Consider the following 26,667-nt stretch of genomic DNA (forward strand, 5'->3'; position numbering starts at 1 on the left):
CTTCCTGCTGCCCGCGCTTTAGTCGGCGCGGCGCACGTAAGTGATTTCGTTGGTATCGACGATGATGCGCTCGCCCGAGCCGATGAACGGCGGCACCAGCACGCGGATGCCGTTTTCGAGTATCGCCGGCTTGTAGGACGAGGCTGCCGTCTGGCCCTTCACCACCGGGTCGGCCTCGGTGATGGTCAACGTGACATAGTCGGGCAGCGAAATGCCGATCGGCCTTTCGTCATAGAGCTGGACCGTCACCATCATGCCGTCCTGCAGGAAGGCGGCGCGATCGCCGACGAACTCCTTTTGCAGTTCGAGCTGCTCATAGCTTTCGGTGTCCATGAACACCAGCGCGTCGCCCTGCTCGTAGAGGAAAGAAAAATCCTTCAGATCGAGCCGGATCTGCTCGACCGTTTCGGCCGAACGGAAGCGCTCGTTGAGCTTGGTGCCGTTGATCAGGTTCTTGAGCTCGACCTGGTTGTAGGCGCCGCCCTTGCCGGGCTTGACGGTGTTGGTCCTGACCGCCACCCAAAGTCCGCCATCATGCTCGATGACGTTGCCGGGACGGATTTCGTTGCCATTGATCTTGGCCATGGTGAGGTGATCCGGAAATGAGATGATCGCCGCAAAGGGCAATTTGGCGCCTCCAAGACCACAAATCGCCAGCAGAGGCAAGGAGCGCCTTTCAGGTGAAGCGGGAACGAAGCTGGCCCGGCAGTGCGGCGTGGCGGCCTCAGTCCGCCCTGACAGTCGCGGTGACGGCCTCGGTCACTGCGTCGGCGACCTCTCTCAAAAGATGCAGGTGCGGCGAACGCAGCACGACAATTCGCAGCGACAGCTCGAGGCCGGGAGCGTCGACCAGGGCAATGCCCTGCGGCAGCTTTTCCCGCAGCAGCCGCCTGGGCAGCAGGCCAAGGCCTTGGCCTCGACGAACCCAGTCGATCTGCAGCGCGCCGTCCTGAATCTCGGCGCCGACCATCAACGTGTGGCCGCCCTCGGCCAGGGCAGCCGCCAGCCGCCGGCGCGCGTCGCAGGGTTCAGGGCTGAGGACCCAGGGCATGGTCTTGACGTCGGCTTGCCGGCTGGTGTTTTCGGCAGCGATGATGCCGAGGGGCTCGGTTCCGACAACGCCGTCGCCAGCTTTGGAATTGCTGCCGTCCAGGATGAAGGCGAGGTCGAGCTGTCCGCGCTTGTGCTGGTCGGCCAGCTCAAGACTCCAGCCGCTCTTCAGACGCAGCGAAACCTTCGGAAACCGCGCCACGGCATCAGCAATAGCGGCGGCCACGGCTTTGTCGCAAAGTCCATGCGCGAGGCCGAGCCGCAGCAGGCCCTCCGGCTCGTTGCCCTTGGCGAATGATCTCAGCGCGTCGACGGCGGCGAGAATTTCCTTGCCGCGTGCCAGCACCTCTACGCCGGCCGGGGTCAGTCGCGACGGCTTTAGCCGGCGGTCGAGCAATTCCGTGCCGAGCATCTCCTCCAGCCGCTGGATCTGGCGGGTGACGGCCGGCTGCGTCAATGGCAGGCGTTGCGCCACCTTCTGAATCGAACCCTCCTCGGCAAAGAGGGCCAGTGTTTTCAGTTCTTCAAGCACGACACACCCGAACATGTCAGAGAAGCATAATTATCCTGAACATTATGAATTTGAAATCCGATGGATGGCAAGCGATTTTCCTCTGGCAGGACCCAGCTGGAAAGGAACGACGATGAAGGCGATCGAATTGCAGAGCCCGGGCGGCCTCGAGAACTTCAAAATGGTCGAGCGGCCGATGCCTGAGCCAGGGCGCCAGGAGATGATTGTGAAGGTCAAGGCGACGGCGCTGAACTACCGCGATGCCGAGATCGTTCGCGGCAGCTATCACACGAAGTTTGCATTGCCGCTGGTGCCGCTGTCGGACGGCGTCGGCGAAGTCGTTGCCATCGGCGCCGAGGTCAGCCGGTTCAAGATCTGCGACCGGGTCTGCGGCACGTTCTGGCAGCGCTGGGTCGGCGGCAGTTTCGCCATGGCCGAGCCATCCTATCAACGTGGCGGCCCGATCGACGGGCTGCTCAGCGAATTTGCCCGGCTCGACGAACAGGCGGCGGTGCTGGCGCCGGCCGATCTGAGCGAACTCGAAGCAGCGACGCTGCCATGCGCCGGCGTGACGGCATGGCACGCGCTGTTTACGGAGGGCAGCGTCAAACCCGGCGACACCGTGCTTTGCCTCGGCACCGGCGGCGTTTCGCTGTTTGCGGTGCAGTTCGCCGCCGCTGCCGGGGCGCGCGTCATCGTGACGTCGAGCAGCGACGAGAAGCTTGCGCGGGCAAAGCAACTTGGCGCGCAGGATGGCGTGAACTATCGCAGCGTCCCCGACTGGGCATCGGCCGTGCTGGGATTGACGGATGGCCGCGGCGCCGACCATATCATCGAGGTTGGCGGACCGCAGAGTTTTGCACAATCGCTGAGGGCAGCGGCGCGCGGCGCCCAGATCAACGTCATCGGCTATCTCGGTGGCAGTGACGGCGCCATCAACCCGCTCGACATCTTCCGCCGGCAGGTCCGGGCGCGAGGCATACCGGTGGGCTCACGCGAATCCTTCGAGGCGATGAACCGCGCCATTGTCGTCAACCGGTTGAGACCGGTGATCGACCGGGTCGTGCCATGGAGCCGGGCCGCCGAAGCCTTTCGGTACCTTGAACACGGCTCGCCCTTCGGCAAGGTCGTGCTCGATCATACGCAATGAGCCCGCCTGACGAGCCCGGTGCGATGAGTCGCGAGACCGCGGTCAGGGCAGGCGGTTGGCCCGTTGCAGCGCCTGCTGCGTCTGCTCGTCGGTCAGGCCCTGCAGGAAATCGTCCATCTCTTGGTCGATGAGCCCGGCGCGGCGGGCGACAACATACCAGGCGCCGGCTAGGATCAGATCCGGATCGGTGCCGATGCCGTTCATGTAGAGCTTGGCGAGACGGTTCTGGGCGGCGACATTGCCGCCTTCTGCGGCCTGCTTCATCCAGTTGAAGCCGGATTTCAGGTCGCGGGCACCGCCGCGCCCCTCGATCATCCAGGTGGCGAGATCGATCTGTGCGGTGTCGTAGTTCTGCCGCGCGGCCTGTGCCAGCAGGCCGCGGGCGCGGACGTCGTCGCGCGGCTTGCCGCCGGCGCCATTGGCGTAGACCTGTGCCATCGCATATTGTGCGTCGGCAAGCCCGGTCGCGGCAGCGCGCTCGTAATAGGATACCGCTTTGGCAATACCGGCATCGCCGGGCTCCTGTTCGACCATCAGCTGCGCAAAATTGAACTGCGCCAGGCGGTTGCCGGCCTCGGCGGCGGCCTGCATCAGCGCATAGGCTTCCTTCTCGTCCTTTTTGACGTAGCGGCCGTCGAGCAGCATCAGGGCATACTGGAATTGCGATTCCGGCACGCCCTGCTCGGCGGCAAGCGCATACCACTTCGCCGCCCCAGCCGCGTCGACCGGCACGCCGAGGCCGCGCGACAATATCTCGGCCACCAGCGTCTGTGCCGCCGGATCGCCGTTTTGAGCACGGGAGAGCGCAAGGTTGTAGGCCGTCTTGTAGAGTCCGCGTTGAAAGGCGCCGTAGGCAGCGTCGGACGGCTTTGCGCCGAAGCGGTCGGGGTTGATGGTGTCGGCCGACGGCAACGGGGTGGTGGTGGCGGGCTGCGGCAATTGTGCGGCGATGGGCTTGTCGGCAGGTTCTCTGGAATCCGGCCTGGGCTGCGGCAGCGGAACGGGTTCCGCCGCTATCGCCTGCGTCACGGCCGTTGTGAGAAAGGCGCTGAAAAGGATTTTCCGCGAGAGCACGTCAGTCCTCGAAGCGCGGCGCGGTTTCGTCGAGCAGCGCGTTGGCGGCGGCGACCGCCATCTTCGGATCGACGTCCTCGGCGAAGACGGCGCTGGACAGCGCCACGAATTCAGCGCCGGTGGCGGCGACCGCTTCCACCGAGGCAAGATCCGATCCGGCCATGACGATGCAAGGGATCTGGATCACGTCCGCCCACCATTGCCCGAGCGACAGGTTGCGCGGGTGCGGCTCAGGCTTGTTGTCGTAGCCGAAGCGGCCGAAGAAAATGTAATCAGGCCTGACCTCGCCGAGTTCCAGCGCATCGTCGCGGGTCTTGGCGCCGCCGGTGCCGACCATCATCCTGGCCTGGAAGTGTTCGATCGTTTCGGCGAGCTCGTCCTTGCCGACCTCGACATGGATGCCGTCGGCCTGGACACGGCCGGCGATGCGGGTGTCGCCGGCAATGATGACGGCAATGCCGGCCGCTTGCGCCACCGGCACGATCTGCTCGGCAAAGGCCTGGAAGGCGGCCTCGTCCATACCGTTTTCCGGCAGGATAAGCGAGGCGACGTCACCGCCGGCGAAGGCCGCGGCGATGCGCTCGGCGGGCACGTTCGGCGGCGCGATCAGCACGATACGGCAGCGGTTGGGCGGCGTTGCGTCATTCATTGGTGTTCGGTCCCGGTTATCGCCTATGCCGGGCGAAGATGGTTGCATTGCGGCATAGAGCAAAGTGCGGGAGTTGAACAGGCGGCAGGGGGTCGCTTGCGAGCTCTAGGCTGGCACTTTCGATTTCCACAGCGACCAGCCGAGGTTCATGCCGGCGGCGGCGACCAGGATGGCGGCGGCGCCGACGATCTGCGCCGGCTGCAGACGATGGCCGAAAGCGACCACGTCGACGAGGATGGCGACGACGGGATAGATGAAGGACAGCGATCCCTGCAGATGCGTCGGCAGCTTCTGGATGGCGCCGTACATGAGGATGTACATCAGGCCGGTATGGACGATGCCGAGTGTCGCCAGCATGACCCAACTCCGCGCATCGGCGGGAAGGTGGGTGAGATCGGCGAAGGGTGCCAGCATGAGAACGCCGACGCAGACCTGGATCAGGGCGATCAGGTGCGGCGGCGTGCCTTTGAGCTTCTTGGTGACGATAGCCGCAACGGCCCAGAAGAAAGCCGCGGCCAGCGCCATCGCAATGCCGGTAAAGTAGTCCGTGCCATGATTGCCTGCATCGGGCGCGGCCTGCACGATCAGCAGCATGCCGGCAAAGGCGATGCCGAGCCAGGTCAGCTTGGTCACCGTCAGCCGTTCGGAGAAGAAGAGCGCGCCAAAACCGACCAGCATGAAGGGCTGCGTGTTGTAGACAGCCGTGGCGATCGAGATCGACGCGCGGGAAAACGCGCTGAACAGCAACAGCCAGTTGATAACGATGGCAGCACCGCCGAGAGCCGCGATCGCGACAATGCGAAGCGACAGCCTGCCGCGCAGCAGTCCCAGCGCCGCGCAGATGATCAGCAGCGTTACCGCCCCGAAAGCACAGCGCCAGAACACCACGTCCATGATGGGCTGGCCGGAAAGGACGACGAACCAGCCGATCGTGCCGAGGATCGCCATCGCCGCCGTCATTTCGATCGTGCCGCGTACCGTGTTGTCCATGGATGCTCCTGAAACCCGTTGCGATTTGATAATCCCACGGCGGATCGGGTCTTTCCATGACTTGCAGCTGGTGATATGCAGGGCAAGCCTCATTAAATTAGGCAAACATCGCTCTTTCCCTGGAATTGCAAAATGCTGGACGATCTCGACAGAAAGCTCCTCGATATCCTGGTCAAGGATTCACGGACCTCGCTGAAGGAACTGGCGCTGCAGGTCGGGTTGTCGTCGCCAAGCGTTTCGGAGCGGCTTCGGCGGCTTGAGGATCGCGGCGTTATCCGCGCGTTCACCATCGACGTCGATCCGCAGGCGCTCGGCTACGCCTTGCAGGCGATCGTTCGCATCCGGCCATTGCCGGGCAAGCTGCACATCGTCCAGAAGCTGATCGGGGAAATCCCGGAATTCGGCGAATGCGACAAGGTGACGGGCGATGACTGCTTCGTTGCCCGGCTGTTCGTCCGCTCGATCGGCGAGCTCGACGGGATTCTCGACCGCATCGCCGACAAGGCCGAAACCAGCACCGCCATCATCAAGGCGCAGCCGATCCGGAGACGCCCGCCGCCGCTCGACATGCCAAACATGTGACGGGTTTCGGTGCCGTGGTCCACATATTTGCGGTCGCGGTCCGATCATTTCTGGTCTATTCCAGAGGTCACTTTCCCTCCAGCCTCCTTTCCCTCATGTCAGGCCTGCTCGTCGATCCCTGGTTCTATGCCGCGGCCATTCCGGCCGTCATCCTCGTCGGCCTGTCGAAAGGCGGCTTCGGCGGCGCCGTCGGTTTTGTCGGCGTGCCGTTAATGGCGCTGACCATGCCGCCGGTTCAGGCTGCCGCAATCCTTCTGCCAATTCTGTGCCTGATGGACATTGTCTCGGTGTGGACATGGTGGGGCATCTTCGACCGCAAGATGCTGGCCGACATGATGCCGGGCGCCGTGATCGGCATCGCCCTCGGCTGGCTGACGGCGGCACTTGTAACCGAAGAGATGGTGCGGCTGATCGTCGGCGCGGTTGCCTTGATCTTCGTGCTGCGCTGGCTCTATTTGCAACTCCGCCACGGTGCCGGCCACGCAGCGGAGCCCAACCGCGTCGCCGCCGGCTTCTGGGGTACCGTTGCCGGGTTCACCAGCTTCGTCGCCCATGTCGGCGGCCCGCCTTTTCAGGTCTATGCACTGCCGATCAGGCTCGATCCGAAGGTGCTGTCGGGCACCGCGGCGATCTTCTTCGCCGTCACCAATGCGCTGAAGCTCATCCCCTATTTCGCGCTCGGCCAGTTCGACACCACCAATTTGACCGCGTCGGCGGTGCTGATGCCGCTGGCGCCGCTGTCGACAATCGCCGGCGCCTGGCTGGTGCGGCGGATGCAGCCGGAACTGTTCTATCCCTTTACCTATGCGACCGTAGCGGTCGTCGCGGTCAAGCTTCTGTGGGACGGCATCGCCGGCCTTCTGTAAGACGGCGGCCCCAGTCGGCCGCCGCCGGATTCCTTAAACCTCAGGCGGCACTCGGCAGCAGCGGCCGCGTCCTGCCAAGCGCCAGGGCAACGCCAGTTGCCAGCACGAACGCCATGCAGCCCAGAATGGTGATGTCGTGCAGCGTCGGCTTCAGCACCATGTCTGCGATGATCACCAGCATCACCGAATAGTCGAAGCGCGCGGCATTGAGGACGCGCTGGCCCTGGGCAAGCACTGCCGGCGTCACGCCATCCTTGGCGATCATGCCTGCCATGCGGTCGGCAGTCGGCTTGAAGACGAACATTCCGATGCAGAAGGTCGTCGCATAACCGGCAAGGCCGATCAGCACCCACAGATCGGAAAAGCCGACCCAGAAGCCGCACATGATGAGGCCGAAGAGCAATGTCAGCATCGACATCGGCGCGAAGAACCGGTTACCGAGCTCGCCGGTGGCGCGCATCGCCTGCAGCATGCCTTCGACGTTTCCGGCACGGTCGGCGCGTACCGCAAGCAGCATCAGCGTGAAGCCGCCGCCGACCCAGAGGATCGCCGAGACGATGTGCAGAAATTTGACGACCGAGTACCAGTCCATTGTTCGCTCCTTGAGAGATTTTCATGATTGCCAGAGCGCAAGGTTTGCTCCGCCTCGTTGCGAGGAGCGCGGCGTTTAGCGCGTCGCCTGTTTCGGAACGATGTCGCGCGCAGTGCCGCTTTGTTTCGGTATGTCGGTCACGATCTGGAAGAACCATGGCGCAAGCGGGTCGCCCCCGCTTCCAGCCAGTGGTGTGAACGCCGCCCTGGCCGGTCAGCTGTGCTGTTACGGCACAGATGCCGGGCCCTTGATCGAAAATTATGCGCTGCGTTAAGGCTTCGTTAAGCTTTACAGGCGTTTACTATGTCCATCCAGTGATCTGGATTCTTACCGAGTGGTTGGAGCCACTTTGTTTGACGCCTCCCTGTTAAACTCCTGAGAGCCGCCTTATCCGCGGCTCTTTTTTTGTTCGCAGGAATGGACGTCTAGCGGCTAAATGCGGCCGTTAACCGTTTGTTAAACATGTGCTTGCCTTCGCCGGCAGCGAAGCGCATTTTCAAGCTTCAGTCGTTTAGGCTGCCGGATGTGGCAGACCAAGAGCCGAATCGGCCGGCTTTGAGGCAAGTGCAGGGGCGTAGCAATGAACGAGCCTTCGAAGGCTGGCGCGAAAACCATCAAACTGGCGGAGCGCCGGGTTTTCTCCCAATCCTTCAAGCCGCTCTATCAGGAAGGCATGGGCCTGGTCGAGCAGGCGGCCGAGTATCTCGACGGCAAGGGCCGCGCCGAGGCCAAGAAGCTGTCAAGGCCGGCGGCGACGCTTTATGCGGCCGAATCGATGCGGCTGACCACCAGGCTGATGCAGGTCGCCTCGTGGCTGCTTTTGCAGCGGGCGGCGAATTCCGGCGAGATGACCCGCGATCAGGTGGCCTCAGAAAAATCCAAGGTGCGTCTCGACACCGCCTCGGCGCATGAGGAGGCGCCCGGCTGGGCCGAACTGCCGAACGATTTCACCGACCTCGTCAACCGCTCGCTGCGCCTGCAGGCGCTGGTGCGCCGCATGGACGAGGAGATCTATGGCAGCCTCGCCGAGGTGCCGCCGTCGAGCCGTCGCGTCAATCCGGTGTCCGACCAGATCACGCTGCTCAACACGGCTTTCGCCCGCGGCTGAGAGACCGTTTGGAAACTCTACTCCAGCGGCCATCTGGCGGCGTCTTCTCCGCTTACCTGCAGCGCCGCGCGTCCTTTTGGACACGCAAAGGACGCTGCAGCACTTTAATTGCGGATGATCCCTCGGGATCACGCGTGGGCTCACGGACCCAAAATGTCCGCTGCGCTCCGGTTCTCGAAACCACCACGATATGACTCGCCGGGCGACTTTCGAAAACGGTTTCAGAGGCTCTCTGGACATGACGAGCCCTCGTTTCTGGTTTGTTCACATTTCGCTGGCATCGCTGTCTACCAGGGGTAAAGTTGGCGGATGGGGGAAGCGATTCGCATCATCGGCATCGATCCGGGGCTGAGGCGCACCGGCTGGGGCATCGTCGAAAGCCTCGGCAATTCGCTGCGCTTCGTCGCTTCCGGCACGGTGCGGTCCGACGACAAGGCCGCCCTGGCGCTGCGTCTTTGCCAATTGCATGACGGGCTCGCCGAGATCCTGCATGCCGGGATGCCGCACGAGGCGGCGGTCGAGCAAACTTTCGTCAACAAGGACGCCGCAGCCACGCTCAAACTCGGCCAGGCGCGCGGCATCGCCATGCTGGTGCCGGCGCGTGCCGGCCTTGTCGTTGCCGAATATGCGCCAAACGCCGTCAAAAAGGCGGTAATCGGCGTCGGCCATGGCGACAAGAAGCAGATCCACATGATGGTCAAGGTGCTGATGCCGAAGGCGACTTTCGACAGCGATGACGCCGCCGACGCGCTGGCTATCGCCATCTGTCACGCGCATCACCGGCAGAGCATCGCCTACAGGATGGCGGCGCTGGCCGGATAAGTATGTTCTTGACTTGTTCTCCAGAGGGCTATAAGTAATACCAACGAGGTATTACCATGCGCGTTACCACCAAGGGCCAAGTGACCATCCCGAAGGAAATACGGGATCATCTGGGTATCGGCCCGGGCTCGGAGGTGGAGTTCGTCCCCACCGAGGACGGGGCTCGTGTCATAGCCGTCGACGAAAACATGTCGGAGGAGGAAGCCTCGCGCAGATTCAGCCAGATGCTCGATCGTATGGCCGGTACGCTGGATCTGGGAGACATGACGGCGGACGAATATATGGAATGGCTGAGGGGCCCACGTGAAGATCTCGACATTGATTGACACAAATGTCCTGATCGACGTTTGGGGTCCTGCCGGACGGGAGACGAAATGGTCGGCATCCGCGATTACCGCATGCCGGCGCGACGGCGCACTCGTAATCAATGCAATCGTCTGGTCCGAACTCGCGCCGTTGATTGCGACCGAACAGGCCCTTGGCCAAGCAGCCGACATGCTCAAGATGGATCGCGAATTCCTGCCGTGGGAAGCAGCCTTCCTCGCTGGTGTCACGCACTCGCGCTATCGCCGCGCCGGCGGCATTCGCGAACGAACCTCGCCGGATTTCTTTATCGGCGCCCATGCAGTTGTCGCCGGGCATCGGCTGCTGACGCGCGATGCCGCGCGCTATCGCGGCTACTTCCCGGACCTCGATATCATCTCTCCGGAAACCCACCCGGCATGATCGGCAAGCTCAAATGATCGGCAAGCTAAAAGGCACGCTGGACGAGATCGACGAGGATTTCTGCATCGTCGACGTGCATGGCGTCGGCTACGTCGCCTATTGCTCGGCGCGCACGCTTGCCGGGTTGCCGCGGCCGGGCGAGGCGGTCGTGCTGTTCATCGAGACCTATGTGCGCGAGGACATGCTGCGGCTCTATGGGTTCCAGTCGGTGCTGGAGCGCGAGTGGTTCCGGCTGTTGATGAACAATGTGCAGGGCGTCGGCGCCAAGGTGGCGCTGGCAATCCTGTCGACGCTGGCGCCGGCCGATCTCGCCAATGCGATTGCGTTGCGCGATATCGCCATGGTCAGCCGTGCGCCCGGCGTCGGCAAGAAGGTCGCCGAGCGCATCGTCACCGAGTTGAAGAACAAGGCGCCGGCCTATGCAGGCACTGCCTCCGGCACCATCGGCCTGAAGCAGGAGCTCGGTGAGGGCGTTGCCTCGGCGCCGATCACCGACGCCGTCTCGGCGCTGGTCAATCTCGGCTATTCGCGCGACACCGCCGCCAATGCAGTCGCAGCGGCGCTGAAGGCGGCAGGTGAGGAGGCGGACGCATCGAAGCTGATCCGCTTCGGGCTGAAGGAGCTCGCACGGTGAGACGTTGCTGGAAAGTGAAATTCCAACTACTATGTGATCGGTAAGAATTTTCTCCAGGAGTAAGAATATGGGCGCATATGCCAGTCTGACCTCCAAGGGACAGCTCACGATTCCAAAGGACGTCCGCGACGCCTTGTCGCTCAAGACGGGCGATACGATCGCCTGGACGGTCATGGATGGTTACCTGATCGGAACGCCGCGCAACCTCGGATTTGCCGACCTCGCCGGATTCTTGGGAGATCCGCCTGGCGGTCCCGCTACGCTGGAGGAAATCGACGCCGCTGTGCGGGATGCAGTCGGCCGGCATGTTGTCGGGGATAGATCAAATGACGGACAAGAGGGTCCCGCTTGACGTCGATCGGCATCGATACCAACGTTCTGCTTCGCATGGTGCTCAATGATGATCCGGAGCAGCGGGCAAAGGCGCTTGCGTTCGGCAGCGGCCTTAGTTTGAAAATGCCCGGCTTCGTGAGTTTGATGGTGCTGGTCGAATTCAGCTGGTCGTTGGCTTCGCGCTACAGGCAGCCAAAGGAACAAGTATTGGCCGCGATCCAGAGGCTGCTCAAGATCAAGACGCTGGAGTTCGAAGACTTCGATGCCATCGTCATCGCGCTCGAGCGATCGAATTCAGTGCAGGTCGACTTTGCCGACGCGTTGATTGCGGAACACAATCGAAAATTAGGTTGCTCGCACACGGTCACCTTCGATCAGCGCGCTGCCAAGGCCATTCCCGGTATGGAACTGCTCGCATGAGCCTTTCGCCACGCCTAATTGCTCCCGACAGACGCGGCGAGGACGCCGAGCAGACCTTGCGGCCGCAGACGCTCGGCGACTTCGTCGGCCAGGCTGCGGTGCGGGCCAATCTCAAAGTCTTCATCGAGGCCGCCAAGGGCCGCAGCGAAGCGCTCGACCATGTGCTGTTCGTCGGCCCGCCCGGCCTCGGCAAGACGACGCTGGCGCAGATCATGGCGCGCGAGCTCGGCGTCAATTTCCGCTCGACCTCGGGTCCGGTCATCGCCAAGGCCGGCGATCTGGCGGCGTTGCTCACCAATCTCGAAGACCGCGACGTGCTGTTCATCGACGAGATCCACCGGCTCAACCCGGCGGTCGAGGAAATCCTCTATCCGGCGATGGAGGATTTCCAGCTCGACCTGATCATCGGCGAGGGACCAGCGGCGCGTTCGGTCAAGATCGACTTGGCCCGCTTCACGCTCGTCGCCGCCACCACCCGGCTCGGCCTGTTGACCAACCCGCTGCGCGACCGTTTCGGGATTCCGGTGCGGCTCAATTTCTATTCGGTCGAGGAACTCGAGCAGATCGTGCGGCGCGGCGCCCGCATCCTTGCCATGCCGCTCGGCGACGACGGTGCCTTGGAGATCGCCCGGCGCGCGCGCGGCACGCCGCGCATCGCCGGCCGGCTGTTGCGCCGGGTGCGCGACTTCGCCAGCGTTGCCGGTGACGGTCATGTCGACCGCAAGGTCGCCGACGAGGCGCTGACGCGGCTGGAGGTCGACGGGCTCGGCCTCGACGCGCTCGACCGCCGTTATCTGTCGATGATCGCCCGGAATTTCGGCGGCGGGCCGGTCGGCATCGAGACCATCGCAGCCGGGCTTTCCGAGCCACGCGATGCCATCGAGGACATCATCGAACCCTTTCTGATCCAGCAAGGCTTCATCATGCGTACCCCGCGCGGCCGCGTGCTGGCGGCCAATGCCTGGCGGCATCTCGGCCTCGACGCGCCGAAGGACCTGGCGCAGCAGCAGATCAGCCTGTTCCAGGAAGAGCCCTAGCTTGCGGCTTCGTTGCCGATAGTCCCGGAAACAGCAACACTGCCAGCGAGAACAGCTCCGCCCTCCAGGTCTTGATCATCGCCGGTCTATGCGCAAAACAGGTGGTGCCAAAACAGATGCTCGTCGGGACCAAAAGGACAGCGCAATGGACGATCACGGTGAATCGGCATTGTCCGCCGGGCTTTCCGGCGCGCTGACGGAATTCGGCCATCGATTGATGGCGCGGGTCTATTATGCAGACACCGATTTTTCCGGCGTCGTCTACCACGCGCGCTATCTCGAATTCTTCGAGCGCGGCCGTTCCGACTATCTGCGGCTGGCCGGCGTCCACCACACCGAGCTTGCCGACGGCAAGCATGGCGAGAGAATAGTCTGGGTAGTGCGGCGCATGGAGATTGACTTCCGCGGTTCGGCCCGCATGGACGACATCCTGACCATCGATACGCGCACCGACGAGATTTCCGGCGCCCGCATCGTCATGGCGCAACAGTTGAAGCGCGGCAGCGAAGTGCTGGTCGAGGCGCGTGTCGAAGCGGCGATTGTAGGCGAGAACGGGCGGCCGCGGCGCTTTCCCAAGGACTGGATCGCAGCCTTCACGCCCAGAACGCGCAAATAAGGGCTCAGAGGCGGACGATCCGGAACTCCTGATCGGGGCGAGGATCGCCGGGCGGCTCGTCGGGGCGCGGCAATGCGCCGCGCTGTACGTCATAACCCATCCTTAACCATAACGGTCCATGAAGGGATTGGTTAAGATTGGGAGAATCCAAGCGCCTTCCTTTCACCAATATTTGCCCCGAAAAGGCCGCCAACGGTGCATTTGGGGTTATTCCGCAAGCTTAACGCGAACGGATCACAAGGGATGCCCATGGGCCAGCCGCCAGCCACGCCCGGAAAATCTTTAAGGACGTAACATGGAAAACATCGCTCTCGCCGACCCGGGCGCGCATTTATCGATTTGGGCCTTGTTCATGCAGGCCGGTTGGGTGGTCAAGCTGGTCATGATCGGCTTGCTCTGCGCCTCGATCTGGACCTGGGCGATCATCGTCGACAAGCTCGTCGCCTATGCCCGCATGCGGCTGGCGCTCAACCGCTTCGAGCAGGTGTTCTGGTCGGGACAGTCGCTGGAAGAGCTTTACCGCACGCTCGCCGACCGCAAGACGACCGGCATGAGCGCGATCTTCGTCGCCGCCATGCGCGAATGGAAGAAAAGCTTCGAGAAGGGCGCGAAATCGCCGCTCGGCCTGCAGACCCGCATCGACAAGGCAATGGATCTGGCGTTGACCCGCGAAATGGAAAAGCTGGAAGGGCGGCTCGGGTTTCTCGCCACCACCGGCTCGGCGGCGCCCTTCATCGGCCTGTTCGGCACCGTGATCGGCATCATGACCTCGTTCCAGGCGATCGCCGCCTCGAAGAACACCAGCCTGTCGGTGGTCGCGCCCGGCATCGCCGAAGCGCTGCTGGCGACAGCCATCGGCCTGCTCGCCGCCATCCCGGCCGTCATCGCCTACAACAAGCTGTCGTCGGACGCGAGCAAGATCGCGGTGCGCATGGAAGGCTTCGCGGATGAGTTCTCCGCCATACTCTCGCGCCAAATCGATGAAAAAGTCGCGCAGAAGGCCTGAGGAACGATCATGGGAATGTCCGTAAGCGCAGGTGGCGGAGGACGCGGTGGGCGCGGCCACCGGCGGCGCGGCCGCCATCACGCCTTGATATCGGAGATCAACGTCACGCCGATGGTCGACGTGATGCTGGTGCTGCTGATCATCTTCATGGTCGCGGCGCCGCTGCTGACGGTCGGCGTGCCGATCGACCTGCCGGATACGCAGGCCAAGGCGATGAACGCCGATACGCAGCCTATAACCGTGTCCATCAACCCGGCCGGTCAGATTTACCTCCAGGAAACCGAGATCCCTATCGAGGAGCTGGTGGCGAAGCTGCAGGCGATCTCGAAGACGGGCTATGACGAGCGCATTTTCATCAGAGGTGACAAGGCGACGGATTACGGCACGGCCATGAAGGTGATGGCCCGCATCTCGGCTGCCGGCTACAAGAATATCGGCCTGGTTTCACTGCAGGAACAGGATCAGTAGACGCAAGATGAGGACCGGCCTCACCACATCGGTGATCTTGCATGCGGTGGCGATTGCCTTCGGGCTGTTCACCTTGTCCTCGCCGCCCGCGATGCCTGCGTCCGATGCGGAATCGGTGTCGGTCGAGATCGTGCCGATGGAAGCGACGGCACAGGTCCTGCAAGGCGACAAGAAGTCTGTGATGCATGACAAGCCGGCGCCGCTGCCGACACAGCGTCCCGACATCGTTCCCGATGCCCAGAAAGTCGGCGATAATAGCGTCGACACCGAAAAGCCGCCGACACCTGAGCCCAAGCCTCAGCCAGTCGACATGACGGCGGCTCCGCCACCAGCGCCGACGCCGGTCGAAAAGCCCAAACCCGAGGACGTGCCGAAGCCGAAGGAAGAGCCGAAGCCTATTCCCGCTACGGAGGTGGCGCCGGTGCCGCAGCCGAAGGAAGAGGTCAAGCCCGAACCGGTCAAGCAGACCGAGCCCAAGCCGACGCCGGCGAAGGAGCCGACGCCCACGCCGCCGCAGGACAAGACTGCCGCGATCGATCCGCAGCCCGAGGTCAAGCCGGATGCCGTCGCCGAGGCGATTGCCAAGCAACCGCCGACCGAGGAGGCGCAGCTTCCGGACTCGGCGCCAGCACCCGAGGCTCGGCCGAAGCCGCAGCCGGCCCAGGCCGAAAGCGCCAAGGCGCCCGAGCGCAAGGATGCCGACAAGCCGGTCAAGGAAGCCTCGTCCAGGCCGAAATCTGAAGACAAGCAGTTCAACGCCGACGAGATTTCGGCTCTGCTCGACAAGCGGAAGCCGTCCGGCGGCGGCGCCAAGCGCTCGACCCAGCAAGCATCGCTCGGCGGCGACAAGGATCAGGGCCAGAAGCTTTCGAAATCGGAGCAGGGGGCATTGGAGGCCCAGCTTAGTAATTGCTGGACCCTGCCGGTAGGGGTCGAGGGTTCGGAGAATTTCGTGGCTGTGATCCAGTTCAACCTGGACGCCTCCGGCAAGCTGGATGGCCGGCCTACTGTCGAAAAATCGAGCGGAAACCGCCCGTTTGACGAAAGTGCAGTGCGGGCGGTTCAGAAATGCGACATGGCCGGCCTGCAGGTTCCGGCGGGCAAGCAAGACATCTGGTCCGACGTTCGGGTCACTTTCGACCCCAGGGAGATGCTCGGTCTTTAGGCCCGGCGCTCACAGAATCAGCGAAAGAAGCGAGAAGACATGAAATCCATCCTCAAGCCGCTCCTGACGATCGCAGCGATGGCGCTGGGTATGACCGTTGCCGTCACCCTGCCGGCGCGGGCGCTCGTTGAGCTCAACGTCAATAAGGGCAATGTCGAGCCGTTGCCGATCGCCATCACGGACTTCCAGGGCGGCGATGCGCTCGGCGCCGAGATTTCCGGCATCGTCAGTGCCGACCTGAAACGCTCCGGCCTGTTCGCGCCGATCGACAAAAGCGCTTTCATTGAAAAGATCTCGAGCCCGGATGCCACGCCGCGCTTCGAAGACTGGAAGGTGATCAATGCGCAGGCGCTGGTCACCGGCAGCGTCGGCAAGGAGGCTGACGGCCGCATCCGCGCCCAGTACCGGCTGTGGGACACCTTTGCCGGCCAGCAGATGTCGGGCGAGCAGTTCTTCGCCAACGACGCCAATACCAGGCGCGTCGCCCATATCATCGCCGATGCGATCTACGAGCGGCTGACCGGCGAGAAGGGCTATTTCGACACGCGCGTTGTCTTCATCGACGAGTCCGGTGCCAAGAATGCGCGCAAGAAGCGGCTTGCCATCATGGACCAGGACGGCGCCAACGTCCGCTATCTCTCGAACGGCAAATCGATCGTGCTGACGCCGCGCTTCTCGCCGAACCGGCAGGAAATCACCTACATGTCCTATGAAAGCGGTCAGCCGCGGGTGTACCTGCTGCAGATCGAGACGGGGCAGCGCGAGCTGGTCGGCAATTTCCCCGGCATGACGTTTGCGCCGCGCTTTTCGCCCGACGGCCAGAAGGTGATCATGAGCCTGCTGCGCGATGACGGCAATTCCAACATCTTCGCCATGGACCTGAGAAGCCGCTCGACGACCAGGCTTACCAACTCGACCGCCATCGACACCTCACCGTCCTACTCGCCTGACGGCAGCAAGGTGGTGTTCACCTCGGATCGCGGCGGCCGCGCGCAGATCTATGTGATGGGCGCCGACGGCTCGGGCCAGACCCGCATCTCGTTCGGCGACGGCGTCTATTCGACGCCGGTATGGTCGCCGCGCGGCGATCTCATCGCCTTCACCAAGCAGACCGGCGGCGAATTCCAGATCGGCGTCATGCGCACCGACGGTTCGGGTGAGCGCATCCTGTCTACCGGCTTTCAGCAGGAAGGGCCGACCTGGGCACCCAACGGCCGGGTGCTGATGTTCTTCCGTGATTCCAATGGCGGACCAAAACTTGTTTCGGTCGATCTCACCGGCCGCAACGAACAGCCGATCCCGACGGCGAACTTCGCCTCGGATCCGGCCTGGTCGCCGCTGCTGGAATAGGCGGGAAGAGGAATTGAGGAATTGAAGAACTGACGAACTGACGAGTTGAAGAACTGAAGAGTTGAAGAACTGAAGAATGGAGAAGGCAGAGGTCACATCGAGCACGCGAGGGATTTAGAAGTCTATAAGCGTGCCTATGCGGTTTCCCTTGGGGTACACAGAGCCACGCTTGCCTTTCCGAAAATGGAGCAATACGCGCTCGCCGATCAACTACGTCGTTCCAGCAAGGCGATCTGCGCCAATTTGGCCGAAGGCTTTGCCAAACAGACCCACTCCAAGCCCGAATTCGCACGGTTCACTTCGATGGCCATAGGATCGTGCAGTGAAGTGGAGACCTGGATTTCGTATGCGTTCGACCTCGAGTACATCACACAGGCGCAACGCGACGATTGGTTGCAATCCTATGCCCGCGTCTATGGAATGCTGGTCAATCTCAGAGAGAAGCTGAGGTGATCTCTTCCTCAATTCCTCAATTCCTCAACTCCTCAATTCCCTCTTTTCATGTTTTGGCCGCATTTCCGCCTACGGTCCGCGCTCATTGTCGCCCTTGAGTAGCCCTCGGCAGAACGGTTGCGGACGGCAGCCGAAACCAAATTTTAACCGTGTTTCTTGAGCGTCGGTTAACCCAAACGTGGTTACTGGACGATCAATGAAATCACTCGAATTGCGAAGGAGAGGCGGCATGGGCCGTATCGCAGCACTTACCACAAACCCGGTCATGATCGCGCTCGTCGCGATGCTCGCGATCACCGGTTGCGCCTCGAAGAAGACGCCGAACAGCGCCGCCGATCTCGGACTCAACGGCGCCGGCGCGGCAACGCCCGGGTCGGCCCAGGACTTTACCGTCAATATCGGCGACCGCATCTTCTTCGACACCGATTCGTCATCGATCCGCGCCGACGCGCAGACGACGCTGTCGCGCCAGGCGCAGTGGCTGAACCAGTACAAGCAGTATGCCATCGTCATCGAAGGCCATGCCGACGAGCGCGGCACGCGCGAATACAATCTGGCGCTCGGAGCCCGCCGTGCTGCCGCCACCCGCGACTTCCTGGTTGCCAAAGGGGTTTCGGCACAGCGCCTGAAGACTATTTCCTACGGCAAGGAGCGTCCGGTCGCGGTTTGCGACGACATCTCCTGCTGGTCGCAGAACCGCCGCGCCGTGACCACACTGAGCGGCGCCGGCTCCTGATCGGCAAAAATGCAACACTTGGTGCGAAAGGCGGCCGCAGGGCCGCCTTTTTCGTATCTGCTCGCTCCAAACAAAATTTGGCCGAAGTCTCACGTCCTGTTAAGAGCCGAGAGCGTCTGGCCAGTCCCCAGTTGGCTGGTCTACTTCGAGTGAGAGGCGCGCAACAATGGTTTCACGGCGAGAGGCACATGCATTTCAGATCGGTCTTGAGCGGCACGCTTGCGCTGCTGCTCGTATCAAGTATCGCGGCACTTGCTGACGGTATCGGGGCAAACGGCACCGGGCAGTCATCGCAAAGCGGTTTTTCATTCCATCTGCCGACGATCAAACTGCCCGCCATTTTCGGCGAAAAGAAAAAGCCGGATCAGGTTCAATTCGCGCAACAGGATGGCACCGGCACGCCGGCGCTGGAGGAACAGCTCCGGCAGATGAACGGCAAGATCGAGGAACTCAATTTCCAGGTTCTGCAGATGCAGGAGCAGATCCGCAAGCAGCAGGAAGACAACGAATTCCGTTTCCAGCAGTTGGAAGGCGGTCCGCAAGGCGCGCAGCAGCCGGCCGGGCAGAAGAAGTCCGAGGCCGCGCCTAGCAGCGACAGCCCCAACGGCGACGGTAACATGGCGGAGGCGCCGGCAACGCAGGCTCCGGCCGACGCGGGCAAGGCAGCAGACGGCGGCAAAAGCGTCGAGGACGTCATCATCGAATCGCCCAACGGCGATCCCGGCAAGCTGATCCCCGGCGCGCCGCCCAAGACGTTCGGCACCATCACCGTCGACAAAAACGGCAATGTCGTCGAAGCCGATGGCAATGCGCAGGCGAACGCGCCGTCGCAGAATACGGCCCCAGCCAACGGCGCCAGCGCGGCCGGCAACAAGGCCGGTAAATCCGACGACACGGTGGTCGCGGCACTCCCATCGACCAACGACCCGGAGGAGCTTTACCGCAACTCTTACCAGTTCATCCTGTCGGGCGACTACAGCACGGCCGAACAGGGTTTCCGCGATCACATCGCCCGTTTTCCCCGGGACGCCAAAGCGGCGGATGCGCATTACTGGCTTGGTGAATCGCTGCTCGGCCAGCAGAAATACCGCGATGCGGCCGAGATTTTCCTCGCTGCCAGCAAGGACTATCCCAAGGCCAAGAAGGCGCCCGACATGCTGCTGAAGCTCGGCGTTTCACTGGTCGGGCTGAAACAGCGCGACGTGGCCTGTGCCACTTTCAGCGAGATCGGCAAGCGCTACCCTGATATTTCCGGCGCGCTCAAGGAGCGGGTCAAGCAGGAAAGGGCACTCGCGGCGTGCTAGTTTTTCCGTTGCGTGTCGTTGCCGCAAAACCGGGCCCACGCTTGGGCGACATGCATGACGCTCGACACCGAGCCTGACCTTTCGGATTTTTCGCGGATCGACTTTTCCAACGGCGCTGTTGCGGCCGTGTCCGGCGGCAGCGACTCGACCGCCCTTCTCCTCCTCCTCAAAGCCCATCTCGACCGTAACGCCCCGGCAACGAAATTGCTGGCGGTAACGATCGATCATCGATTGCGGCCGCAAGCGGCAGCGGAAGCGCAAGCCGTGGCCAGGCTGTGCGCGGCGCGCGGCATTGCCCATCGCGTCCTCGCTTGGTCGGGGCACAAACCATCGACCGGCCTGCCCGCCGCCGCGCGCGGAGCCCGATACCGGCTGCTCGCCGAGGCCGCCGAAGCGGCAGGCATCGGCCTGATCCTGACTGGCCACACCGCCGACGACCAGGCCGAGACCGTGCTGATGCGGCAAGCGCGGGACGAGTGGGCGCGGGACGAGTGGGCGCGTGACGAGTGGGCACGTGACGAGCGGCCAAGTGACGAGCGGCCAAGTGACGGAGGGCAAAGCGACGACGGGCGGCGCGAGGAAGGGCGGGGTCTTGCCGGCATGGCGCCGGCAACCCTCTACGACTGGCGGCACTGGATCGTGCGGCCACTGCTCGGCGTAAGGCGTGAGGCACTGCGCGAATTCCTGCGGCGTGAACAGGTTGCCTGGATCGAAGATCCGACCAATGCCGACACCGCTTTCGAGCGGCCGCGCGTCCGCGCAGCACTTGCCGAAGGCGATGGTGCGCCACGCGTGGCTGAAGCGATAGCGCTGGCCAGAAAGGTGGCGGCCGAGCGTGAGCAACTGGGACGCCGCGCGGCCATGCTGATCCGCAGCTTGGCCTCCAGGCCAGCCGCCGGCCTAGTCCGCCTCAACCGGGATTTTGCGACGGAAAGCGACAGCGGGGCGGCCATTTATGCGCTGCGCATTCTGCTGGCGGCGACCGGCGGCACAGCCTTCCTTCCCGACCAGGCCCGCAGCGAAGCCCTTTTCGGCCGGCTCCGCACCGGGCCGCTTTGTGCCACATTGTCGCGGACCGTGATCGATGCCCGGCGTACCGGTATCTTTCTGCATCGCGAATTGCGCGATCTGCCGCCCGCTGTCGAGGTTTCCGACAATGCGCTTTGGGACGGCCGCAGACGGATCACATTGGGCGACAGTTCAGGTGCATTGTTGATCGCGCCGCTGTTGGTAGCACCGCTCGGGGCGGCTCTTGCCGCAAAGCGGGCAATTGCCGGGCATGGCACGCCGGCAAGCCTTGTACGCGCGGCCCTGGCCGCCGAGCCGGCGCTATGGCGGGATGGCGAATGCCTTGGTCTGCCTGGGGAAGGCCCGGGTTTGCCCGGGGAAGGCCCGATGCCGGCTGCTGTCGCCGCATATCCGGCAGTCGCGCCCTTCGCCCGTTTCCTGCCGTCCTTCGATCTGGCGCCGGCCGATGCCGTCGCCGCCTTGCTTGGCGCGGCGCCGGTTCCAGCCTCGCCATTCGGCGGCCACAGTGCCGGCCTACCACGGGCGAAAGCTTAACCGAGACCTGCTGTTATGCTTGGCAAGGGGAGACGCTCTCCCTATGTTAGGGCCAAGTTTCCTCTCACGACGTGTGTCCGCCCAGCGGCGCCAACGGGACAATTGATGAATCCGAATTATCGCAATCTCGCGCTCTGGGCGATCATAGCGGTCCTGCTCATCGCTCTCTTCAATCTTTTCCAGACGCCGCAGACGCGTGGGGCCTCAAGCGATGTCCCCTATTCGCAGTTCCTGCAGGAAGTCGCGGCGGGACGGATCAAGTCGGTGACCATCGCCGGCGCCCGTATCTCCGGCAATTACACGGACAGTTCCAACGGCTTCCAGACCTATTCGCCTGGGGACCCGTCACTGGTTTCGCGTCTGCAGGACAAGAACGTCACCATCAATGCGCGTCCTGAATCCGACGGCTCCAATTCGCTGTTCGGCACCCTGATCTCCTGGCTGCCGATGATCCTCATCCTCGGCGTCTGGATATTCTTCATGCGCCAGATGCAGTCCGGTTCCGGCCGTGCCATGGGCTTCGGTAAATCGAAGGCCAAGCTTTTGACCGAAGCGCATGGCCGCGTCACCTTCCAGGACGTCGCCGGCGTCGACGAAGCCAAGCAGGATCTGGAAGAGATCGTCGAGTTCCTGCGCGACCCGCAGAAATTCCAGCGGCTTGGCGGCAAGATTCCGCGCGGCGTGCTGCTCGTCGGTCCTCCCGGAACCGGCAAGACGCTGCTCGCCCGCTCGGTCGCCGGTGAAGCCAACGTGCCGTTCTTCACCATTTCGGGCTCGGACTTTGTCGAGATGTTCGTCGGCGTCGGCGCAAGCCGCGTCCGCGACATGTTCGACCAGGCCAAGAAGAATGCGCCCTGCATCATCTTCATCGACGAAATCGACGCGGTCGGCCGCCATCGCGGTGCCGGCCTCGGCGGCGGCAATGACGAACGTGAGCAGACGCTGAACCAGCTGCTGGTCGAGATGGATGGCTTCGAATCCAACGAAAGCATCATCCTGATCGCCGCCACCAACCGGCCCGACGTGCTCGATCCGGCGCTGCTCAGGCCGGGCCGCTTCGATCGCCAGGTGGTGGTGCCGAACCCCGACATCGTCGGCCGCGAGAAGATCCTGAAGGTGCATGTGCGCAACGTGCCGCTGGCGCCCAATGTCGACCTCAAGGTGATCGCGCGCGGCACGCCGGGCTTTTCCGGCGCCGACCTGATGAACCTGGTCAACGAGTCCGCCCTGATGGCGGCGCGGCGTAACAAGCGCCTCGTCACCATGGCCGAATTCGAGGACGCCAAGGACAAGATCATGATGGGCGCCGAGCGCCGCTCGTCGGCGATGACGCAGGCCGAGAAGGAGTTGACCGCCTATCACGAGGCCGGCCACGCCATCCTGGCGCTCAACGTGCCGTCGGCCGATCCGCTGCACAAGGCGACCATCATTCCGCGAGGCCGGGCACTCGGCATGGTCATGCAGCTGCCGGAAGGCGACCGCTATTCGATGAGCTACAAATACATGATCTCGCGCCTTGCCATTATGATGGGCGGCCGTGTCGCCGAGGAGTTCAAGTTCGGCAAGGAGAACATCACCTCGGGCGCCTCCTCCGATATCGAGCAGGCGACCAAGCTTGCGCGCGCCATGGTGACGCGCTGGGGCTTCTCCGACAAGCTCGGCCATGTCGCCTATGGCGACAACCAGGAGGAGGTGTTCCTCGGCCATTCGGTGGCGCGCACGCAGAACATCTCGGAAGAGACGGCGCAGATCATCGACGCCGAAGTGCGCCGGCTGATCGACGAGGCCTATTCGACGGCAAGGTCAATCCTGACTAAGAAAAAGAAGGAATGGATCGCGCTGGCGCAAGGCCTGCTCGAATACGAGACGCTGTCGGGCGAGGAGATCAAGCAGCTGATCGCCGGCAATAAGCCCGCACGCGACCTCGGCGACGACACGCCGCCGAGCCGTGGCTCGGCCGTACCAAAGTCCGGCCGCCGCAAGAAGGGTCCCGAGCCCGAAGGTGGCATGGAACCCCAGCCGTCAAGCTAGGCCCCGGCCCAGGACAGATCGACTTCGAAACGCCGCGGGCTCCAACCGCGGCGTTTCCTTTTGATGTTCGCGAGGCGCAAAAGCTGCCGGTCTCCCTACTTGTGGGCAGGGCTATCGCAGGTGGAAAGCCGAGGCTTTCGCCCTACGATGAGGGAGACTTGGCGCCGACCCTGGGCAAATTGCCTGCCGTTCGGCGCAAGGGCTCAACGGCGCCGACGACCCGCCCTCCGAGGCGGGTTTTTGCTTCCGGCGGCGGACAGAGGGAGCGAAGGAACGCGACCTGACAGTTGGTCCGACCTCGGAAGGCCCTCTCACTTGTTCGGCAATAACAAAAAAGCCCGCGAACCTTGCGGCTCGCGGGTTCCTATCGTCGGATGATGATGGCGCCGGTCAGCTCTTCAGCTTGGCGTTGCAGAGGCTGTAGAAGCCGCCGCCCTTCTGGATCCACCTGAGGCCGCCCAGCGTGTTGGCGTCCTTGTTCGCGTAATAGAGGTCGAGGCAGGTGTGCATGCGGCCCTTGGCCGGGGTCTCGGTTGCATACTTCTTGGAGATCGCCGTCGGGAATTTCACGCCCTGGGGGGCGGTGATGGTCGGCGGCTGCGGATCGCCGGTATACTTGGCATCGGGAGCCGGCAGGGTGTCGTCGTCGGCTGCGCCGGCGCCGCATTGGCTCTTGCGGAAGTCGTTCCACTTCATGCCGTTCAGCGTGTTGCCGGCCTTGGCAGCCTGATATTTGGCGCTGCAATCCGCCATACTGAGGCCTTTGCCGGAATCGGTCGCGGCGGCTGTCGCCGCCTCGGCAGGTGCCGCGGCAGGCTGTGCCGCTGCAGTTGCGCCGGCGGCGCATTCACTCTTGCGGAAGTCGTTCCATTTCATGCCGTTGAGCGTGCCGGCAGCCTTGGCGGCCTGGTATTTGGTGCTGCATTCCTTGGCCGTCAGGCCCGGCGCAGCGTCGTCGGCGGCTGCCGCAGCCTTGGTCGTGGCGGCGGGTTGTGCGGCTGCCGTCGCGTCGGCGGCGCACTGTGTCTTGCGGAAATCGTTCCACTTCATGCCGTTCAGCGTGCCGGCGGCTTTTGCCGCCTGGTACTTGGTGCTGCACTCCTTCGCCGTCAGGCCCGGGGCCGCATCGTCGCCGGCGGCTGCCTTGGTGGTGTCAGTGGCCTTGGCCGGGGCGGTGTCGGTCGTAGCGGCGGTGGCATCGGTGCCGCATTGCGCCTTGCGGAACTGGTTCCAGTTCTGCCCGCCAAGCGTTCCCGCATCCTTCGCCGCGTTATACTTGGTGCTGCACTCGGCCATGGTCAGCGCATTGGCAGGCGCCGCCAGGAACAAGGTCGCGACGGCAAGACCCGTCAAAGTGGCAAGTCGGTGGATGAGCATGCGTTTTCTCCCTGTGGCAGTTCATGATATGTCCCAGTGCAGCAATAGCGCTCAACGGCTGGTTGCGCCAGATGCTAAGTAGCGTAGAGACAAATTTAGAGGTGCATTCTTTTCTTTAAGGTGATGAATTCGTTGCCGGGACCGTCTCCCAGCCAAATTCGTCCGGGTGCATTGCACGGAGAGCGCGCATATGGCTGGTTCCCAGCGAGGCCACTGCGTCACATGACGGACAGTCAAATCGGCGGGTGCGGAGGACCTGAGCCTACCGCTGTCTGGAGCCGCACGATGCGGACTCGGGTTCAAGGCCACACTGCCACAGACCAAAGGATCCAGATGAGTTTGAGTTGACATTTCTGATGCTGCTGCCGCAACAAGGGCTCGGAACTTGAAAATCAACACACTAGCGTGACGCAAAACACACAAAACAACAATTTTCTAAGGATTGGTCGTCCATAATCATACAATGTGATGACGGGGCTTGGGCCATTTTATGGCATGAGATGCTCGGAAAGAACCATCGGGAAGCTGGCGAACATGGCAGGACATTATTTCGGTACGGATGGCATTCGTGGGCGAGCCAACAAGTTTCCAATGACGGCGGAGGTCGCCATGCGGGTCGGCATGGCCGCCGGCCTCTCCTTCCAGCGCGGCAGCCACCGCCACCGCGTCGTGCTCGGCAAGGATACCAGGCTTTCCGGCTACATGATCGAGAACGCGATGGTATCCGGCCTGTGCGCCGCCGGCATGGATGTCTTCCTGCTCGGCCCTATCCCGACGCCCGCTGTTGCCATGCTGGTGCGCTCGCTGCGCGCCGATATCGGGGTGATGATTTCTGCCTCGCACAACCCCTATTACGACAACGGCATCAAGCTGTTCGGCCCCGATGGCTACAAGCTGTCCGATGAGATCGAGGAGCGTATCGAGGGGATGCTCGACAAGGATATCGAATTGGCGCTCGCCGATTCCGATGGGCTCGGCCGCGCCAAACGCGTGGACGGCGTGCATGACCGTTATATCGAATTCGCCAAGCGCACGCTGCCGCGCTCGATGTCGCTGTCGGGCCTGCGCATCGTCGTCGATTGTGCCAATGGCGCCGCCTACAAGGTGGCGCCCGACGCGCTATGGGAACTCGGCGCCGAGGTCGTTGCCATCAATGTCGAGCCCAACGGCTTCAACATCAACAAGGAATGCGGCTCGACTCATCCAGCCGGCTTGCAAAAGAAGGTGCACGAAGTGCGCGCCGATATCGGCATTGCGCTCGACGGCGATGCCGACCGCGTCGTCATCGTCGACGAGAACGGCGCGATCGTCGATGGCGACCAGATCATGGCGCTGATTGCCGAGTCCTGGCACCAGAGCGGGCGGCTGGCCGGCGGCGGTGTCGTCTCGACGGTAATGTCCAATCTCGGCCTCGAACGCTTCCTCGGCGACATGAACCTGCAGTTGCATCGCACCAAGGTCGGCGACCGCTATGTCGTCGAGCACATGCGTGCCCATGGGCTCAATGTCGGCGGCGAACAGTCGGGTCACATCGTGCTGTCCGACTTTTCGACCACCGGCGACGGCCTTGTCTCGGCGCTGCAGGTGCTCGCCTGCATCAAGCGGCAGAACCGACCGGTGAGCGAACTGTCGAAGAAGTTCGAGCCGGTGCCGCAGCTGTTGAAGAATGTGCATATTTCCGGCGGCAAGCCGCTCGAGGAGGCGCCGGTCAAGGCAGCGATCGAAGATGCGCGCAATCGCCTCGGCAAGGCCGGGCGCCTGGTCATCCGGCCATCCGGCACGGAGCCGCTCATCCGCGTCATGGCGGAAGGCGACGACCCACAACTTGTCGAGTCCGTCGTCAACGACATCGTCGAGGTCATTTCGGAAACGCGCAGCGCCGCCTGATCCCCTCCAACACCGGTTCAAAGCCCGCCTTGCCGGCGGGCTTTTTATTGAGTCGCCAATTCCGCCTGCAGCAACGGCCGATTGCTCGACTTTTAGAGATTCGTGGTTAATCAATACGGTTAAACGCCTTTTAACCTTTCCGATTCATTATCCACAACTGAGGTCAA

29 protein-coding genes are annotated in these 26,667 nt (G+C 63.0%); 22 read left to right on the forward strand and 7 right to left on the reverse strand.

Going from position 1 to position 26,667, the window contains the following annotated elements; translation table 11 throughout:
* Positions 1 to 18: 18 nt before the first annotated feature.
* Entirely contained in the window at positions 19 to 585 is a 567-nt protein-coding gene (gene efp, locus NKH50_RS06865; RefSeq protein WP_254816449.1) for an elongation factor P, read from the reverse strand.
* 139 nt (positions 586 to 724) lie between these two features.
* Complete coding sequence (locus NKH50_RS06870) at positions 725 to 1,582, reverse strand: LysR family transcriptional regulator (protein ID WP_352877471.1); 858 nt, start codon at positions 1,580 to 1,582, stop codon at positions 725 to 727.
* A gap of 112 nt (positions 1,583 to 1,694) precedes the next feature.
* On the opposite strand from NKH50_RS06870, the gene NKH50_RS06875 reads away from it, so the two are divergent.
* Positions 1,695 to 2,711: a zinc-dependent alcohol dehydrogenase family protein gene (locus NKH50_RS06875; protein ID WP_352877473.1), complete on the forward strand. Its 1,017-nt coding sequence runs from the start codon at positions 1,695 to 1,697 to the stop codon at positions 2,709 to 2,711.
* Between the two features lie 42 nt (positions 2,712 to 2,753).
* On the opposite strand, the gene NKH50_RS06880 is transcribed toward NKH50_RS06875, so the two are convergent.
* From NKH50_RS06880 to NKH50_RS06890, 3 genes are all read right to left on the reverse strand, one after another.
* Positions 2,754 to 3,785 carry a tetratricopeptide repeat protein gene (locus NKH50_RS06880; protein WP_352877475.1) on the reverse strand — a complete coding sequence of 344 codons (1,032 nt, stop codon included), beginning with the start codon at positions 3,783 to 3,785 and terminating at the stop codon, positions 2,754 to 2,756.
* A 1-nt stretch (position 3,786) separates the two neighbouring features.
* Positions 3,787 to 4,434 (reverse strand): thiamine phosphate synthase, encoded by a 648-nt coding sequence (locus NKH50_RS06885; protein ID WP_352877478.1) that lies wholly within the window; start codon positions 4,432 to 4,434, stop codon positions 3,787 to 3,789.
* Between the two features lie 105 nt (positions 4,435 to 4,539).
* On the reverse strand, positions 4,540 to 5,424 hold the full coding sequence (locus tag NKH50_RS06890) for a DMT family transporter (RefSeq protein ID WP_352877480.1): 885 nt from the start codon (positions 5,422 to 5,424) through the stop codon (positions 4,540 to 4,542).
* A gap of 132 nt (positions 5,425 to 5,556) precedes the next feature.
* Here NKH50_RS06890 and NKH50_RS06895 point away from each other — a divergent pair, with 132 nt between their 5' ends.
* Together NKH50_RS06895 and NKH50_RS06900 are read left to right on the forward strand one after the other, a co-directional pair.
* Positions 5,557 to 6,006 carry an Lrp/AsnC family transcriptional regulator gene (locus NKH50_RS06895; protein WP_352877483.1) on the forward strand — a complete coding sequence of 150 codons (450 nt, stop codon included), beginning with the start codon at positions 5,557 to 5,559 and terminating at the stop codon, positions 6,004 to 6,006.
* 95 nt (positions 6,007 to 6,101) lie between these two features.
* Positions 6,102 to 6,872 carry a sulfite exporter TauE/SafE family protein gene (locus tag NKH50_RS06900; RefSeq protein WP_254816456.1) on the forward strand — a complete coding sequence of 257 codons (771 nt, stop codon included), beginning with the start codon at positions 6,102 to 6,104 and terminating at the stop codon, positions 6,870 to 6,872.
* A gap of 40 nt (positions 6,873 to 6,912) precedes the next feature.
* On the opposite strand, the gene NKH50_RS06905 is transcribed toward NKH50_RS06900, so the two are convergent.
* On the reverse strand, positions 6,913 to 7,464 hold the full coding sequence (locus tag NKH50_RS06905; protein WP_352476095.1) for a DUF2269 family protein: 552 nt from the start codon (positions 7,462 to 7,464) through the stop codon (positions 6,913 to 6,915).
* A 580-nt stretch (positions 7,465 to 8,044) separates the two neighbouring features.
* On the opposite strand from NKH50_RS06905, the gene rcdA reads away from it, so the two are divergent.
* From rcdA to ftsH, 18 genes are all read left to right on the forward strand, one after another.
* A complete protein-coding gene (gene rcdA / locus NKH50_RS06910) occupies positions 8,045 to 8,572 on the forward strand; it encodes a protease adaptor protein RcdA (RefSeq protein ID WP_352649028.1) in 528 nt (175 codons plus the stop codon).
* A 309-nt stretch (positions 8,573 to 8,881) separates the two neighbouring features.
* Positions 8,882 to 9,394 (forward strand): crossover junction endodeoxyribonuclease RuvC, encoded by a 513-nt coding sequence (gene ruvC / locus NKH50_RS06915; protein WP_352877486.1) that lies wholly within the window; start codon positions 8,882 to 8,884, stop codon positions 9,392 to 9,394.
* 56 nt (positions 9,395 to 9,450) lie between these two features.
* Positions 9,451 to 9,720, forward strand: a complete 270-nt coding sequence (locus NKH50_RS06920; RefSeq protein WP_352877489.1) for an AbrB/MazE/SpoVT family DNA-binding domain-containing protein — start codon at positions 9,451 to 9,453, stop codon at positions 9,718 to 9,720.
* Entirely contained in the window at positions 9,698 to 10,120 is a 423-nt protein-coding gene (locus tag NKH50_RS06925) for a type II toxin-antitoxin system VapC family toxin (RefSeq protein ID WP_352877492.1), read from the forward strand. The genes NKH50_RS06920 and NKH50_RS06925 overlap by 23 nt, the downstream gene beginning before the upstream one ends.
* A 13-nt stretch (positions 10,121 to 10,133) precedes the next feature.
* On the forward strand, positions 10,134 to 10,754 hold the full coding sequence (ruvA, locus tag NKH50_RS06930; protein WP_352877495.1) for a Holliday junction branch migration protein RuvA: 621 nt from the start codon (positions 10,134 to 10,136) through the stop codon (positions 10,752 to 10,754).
* Positions 10,755 to 10,821: 67 nt separating this feature from the next.
* Positions 10,822 to 11,106 carry an AbrB/MazE/SpoVT family DNA-binding domain-containing protein gene (locus tag NKH50_RS06935; protein WP_352476100.1) on the forward strand — a complete coding sequence of 95 codons (285 nt, stop codon included), beginning with the start codon at positions 10,822 to 10,824 and terminating at the stop codon, positions 11,104 to 11,106.
* Complete coding sequence (locus NKH50_RS06940) at positions 11,103 to 11,507, forward strand: type II toxin-antitoxin system VapC family toxin (protein ID WP_352877498.1); 405 nt, start codon at positions 11,103 to 11,105, stop codon at positions 11,505 to 11,507. Before NKH50_RS06935 ends, NKH50_RS06940 begins: the two co-directional genes overlap by 4 nt.
* Positions 11,504 to 12,544 (forward strand): Holliday junction branch migration DNA helicase RuvB, encoded by a 1,041-nt coding sequence (ruvB, locus tag NKH50_RS06945; RefSeq protein ID WP_023677999.1) that lies wholly within the window; start codon positions 11,504 to 11,506, stop codon positions 12,542 to 12,544. The genes NKH50_RS06940 and ruvB overlap by 4 nt, the downstream gene beginning before the upstream one ends.
* 145 nt (positions 12,545 to 12,689) lie before the next feature.
* Positions 12,690 to 13,160: a tol-pal system-associated acyl-CoA thioesterase gene (gene ybgC / locus NKH50_RS06950; RefSeq protein ID WP_352877502.1), complete on the forward strand. Its 471-nt coding sequence runs from the start codon at positions 12,690 to 12,692 to the stop codon at positions 13,158 to 13,160.
* Positions 13,161 to 13,455: 295 nt separating this feature from the next.
* Positions 13,456 to 14,166, forward strand: a complete 711-nt coding sequence (gene tolQ, locus NKH50_RS06955; RefSeq protein ID WP_352489260.1) for a protein TolQ — start codon at positions 13,456 to 13,458, stop codon at positions 14,164 to 14,166.
* A 9-nt stretch (positions 14,167 to 14,175) separates the two neighbouring features.
* Entirely contained in the window at positions 14,176 to 14,634 is a 459-nt protein-coding gene (gene tolR / locus NKH50_RS06960; RefSeq protein ID WP_254816466.1) for a protein TolR, read from the forward strand.
* A gap of 7 nt (positions 14,635 to 14,641) precedes the next feature.
* Positions 14,642 to 15,799 (forward strand): cell envelope integrity protein TolA, encoded by a 1,158-nt coding sequence (gene tolA, locus NKH50_RS06965; protein WP_352701361.1) that lies wholly within the window; start codon positions 14,642 to 14,644, stop codon positions 15,797 to 15,799.
* A gap of 78 nt (positions 15,800 to 15,877) precedes the next feature.
* On the forward strand, positions 15,878 to 17,149 hold the full coding sequence (tolB, locus tag NKH50_RS06970) for a Tol-Pal system beta propeller repeat protein TolB (RefSeq protein WP_502896067.1): 1,272 nt from the start codon (positions 15,878 to 15,880) through the stop codon (positions 17,147 to 17,149).
* Positions 17,150 to 17,245: 96 nt separating this feature from the next.
* The gene (locus NKH50_RS06975) at positions 17,246 to 17,602 is read left to right on the forward strand and encodes a four helix bundle protein (protein WP_352505151.1); all 357 of its coding nucleotides are present in this window, start codon (positions 17,246 to 17,248) and stop codon (positions 17,600 to 17,602) included.
* A 229-nt stretch (positions 17,603 to 17,831) separates the two neighbouring features.
* On the forward strand, positions 17,832 to 18,338 hold the full coding sequence (gene pal / locus NKH50_RS06980) for a peptidoglycan-associated lipoprotein Pal (protein ID WP_352504953.1): 507 nt from the start codon (positions 17,832 to 17,834) through the stop codon (positions 18,336 to 18,338).
* A gap of 188 nt (positions 18,339 to 18,526) precedes the next feature.
* Complete coding sequence (gene ybgF / locus NKH50_RS06985; protein WP_352877507.1) at positions 18,527 to 19,642, forward strand: tol-pal system protein YbgF; 1,116 nt, start codon at positions 18,527 to 18,529, stop codon at positions 19,640 to 19,642.
* 54 nt (positions 19,643 to 19,696) lie between these two features.
* Complete coding sequence (gene tilS / locus NKH50_RS06990) at positions 19,697 to 21,205, forward strand: tRNA lysidine(34) synthetase TilS (protein ID WP_352877510.1); 1,509 nt, start codon at positions 19,697 to 19,699, stop codon at positions 21,203 to 21,205.
* A gap of 105 nt (positions 21,206 to 21,310) precedes the next feature.
* Positions 21,311 to 23,236, forward strand: a complete 1,926-nt coding sequence (gene ftsH / locus NKH50_RS06995) for an ATP-dependent zinc metalloprotease FtsH (protein ID WP_352476109.1) — start codon at positions 21,311 to 21,313, stop codon at positions 23,234 to 23,236.
* A 390-nt stretch (positions 23,237 to 23,626) separates the two neighbouring features.
* Here the strand turns inward: ftsH and NKH50_RS07000 are convergent, their stop codons facing one another.
* Entirely contained in the window at positions 23,627 to 24,613 is a 987-nt protein-coding gene (locus NKH50_RS07000; protein WP_352504957.1) for a hypothetical protein, read from the reverse strand.
* A 534-nt stretch (positions 24,614 to 25,147) separates the two neighbouring features.
* On the opposite strand from NKH50_RS07000, the gene glmM reads away from it, so the two are divergent.
* The gene (gene glmM / locus NKH50_RS07005) at positions 25,148 to 26,500 is read left to right on the forward strand and encodes a phosphoglucosamine mutase (protein WP_292664754.1); all 1,353 of its coding nucleotides are present in this window, start codon (positions 25,148 to 25,150) and stop codon (positions 26,498 to 26,500) included.
* Positions 26,501 to 26,667 lie beyond the last annotated feature (167 nt).

Source organism: Mesorhizobium sp. M1027 (genome assembly GCF_040318745.1).
Lineage (GTDB): Bacteria > Pseudomonadota > Alphaproteobacteria > Rhizobiales > Rhizobiaceae > Mesorhizobium.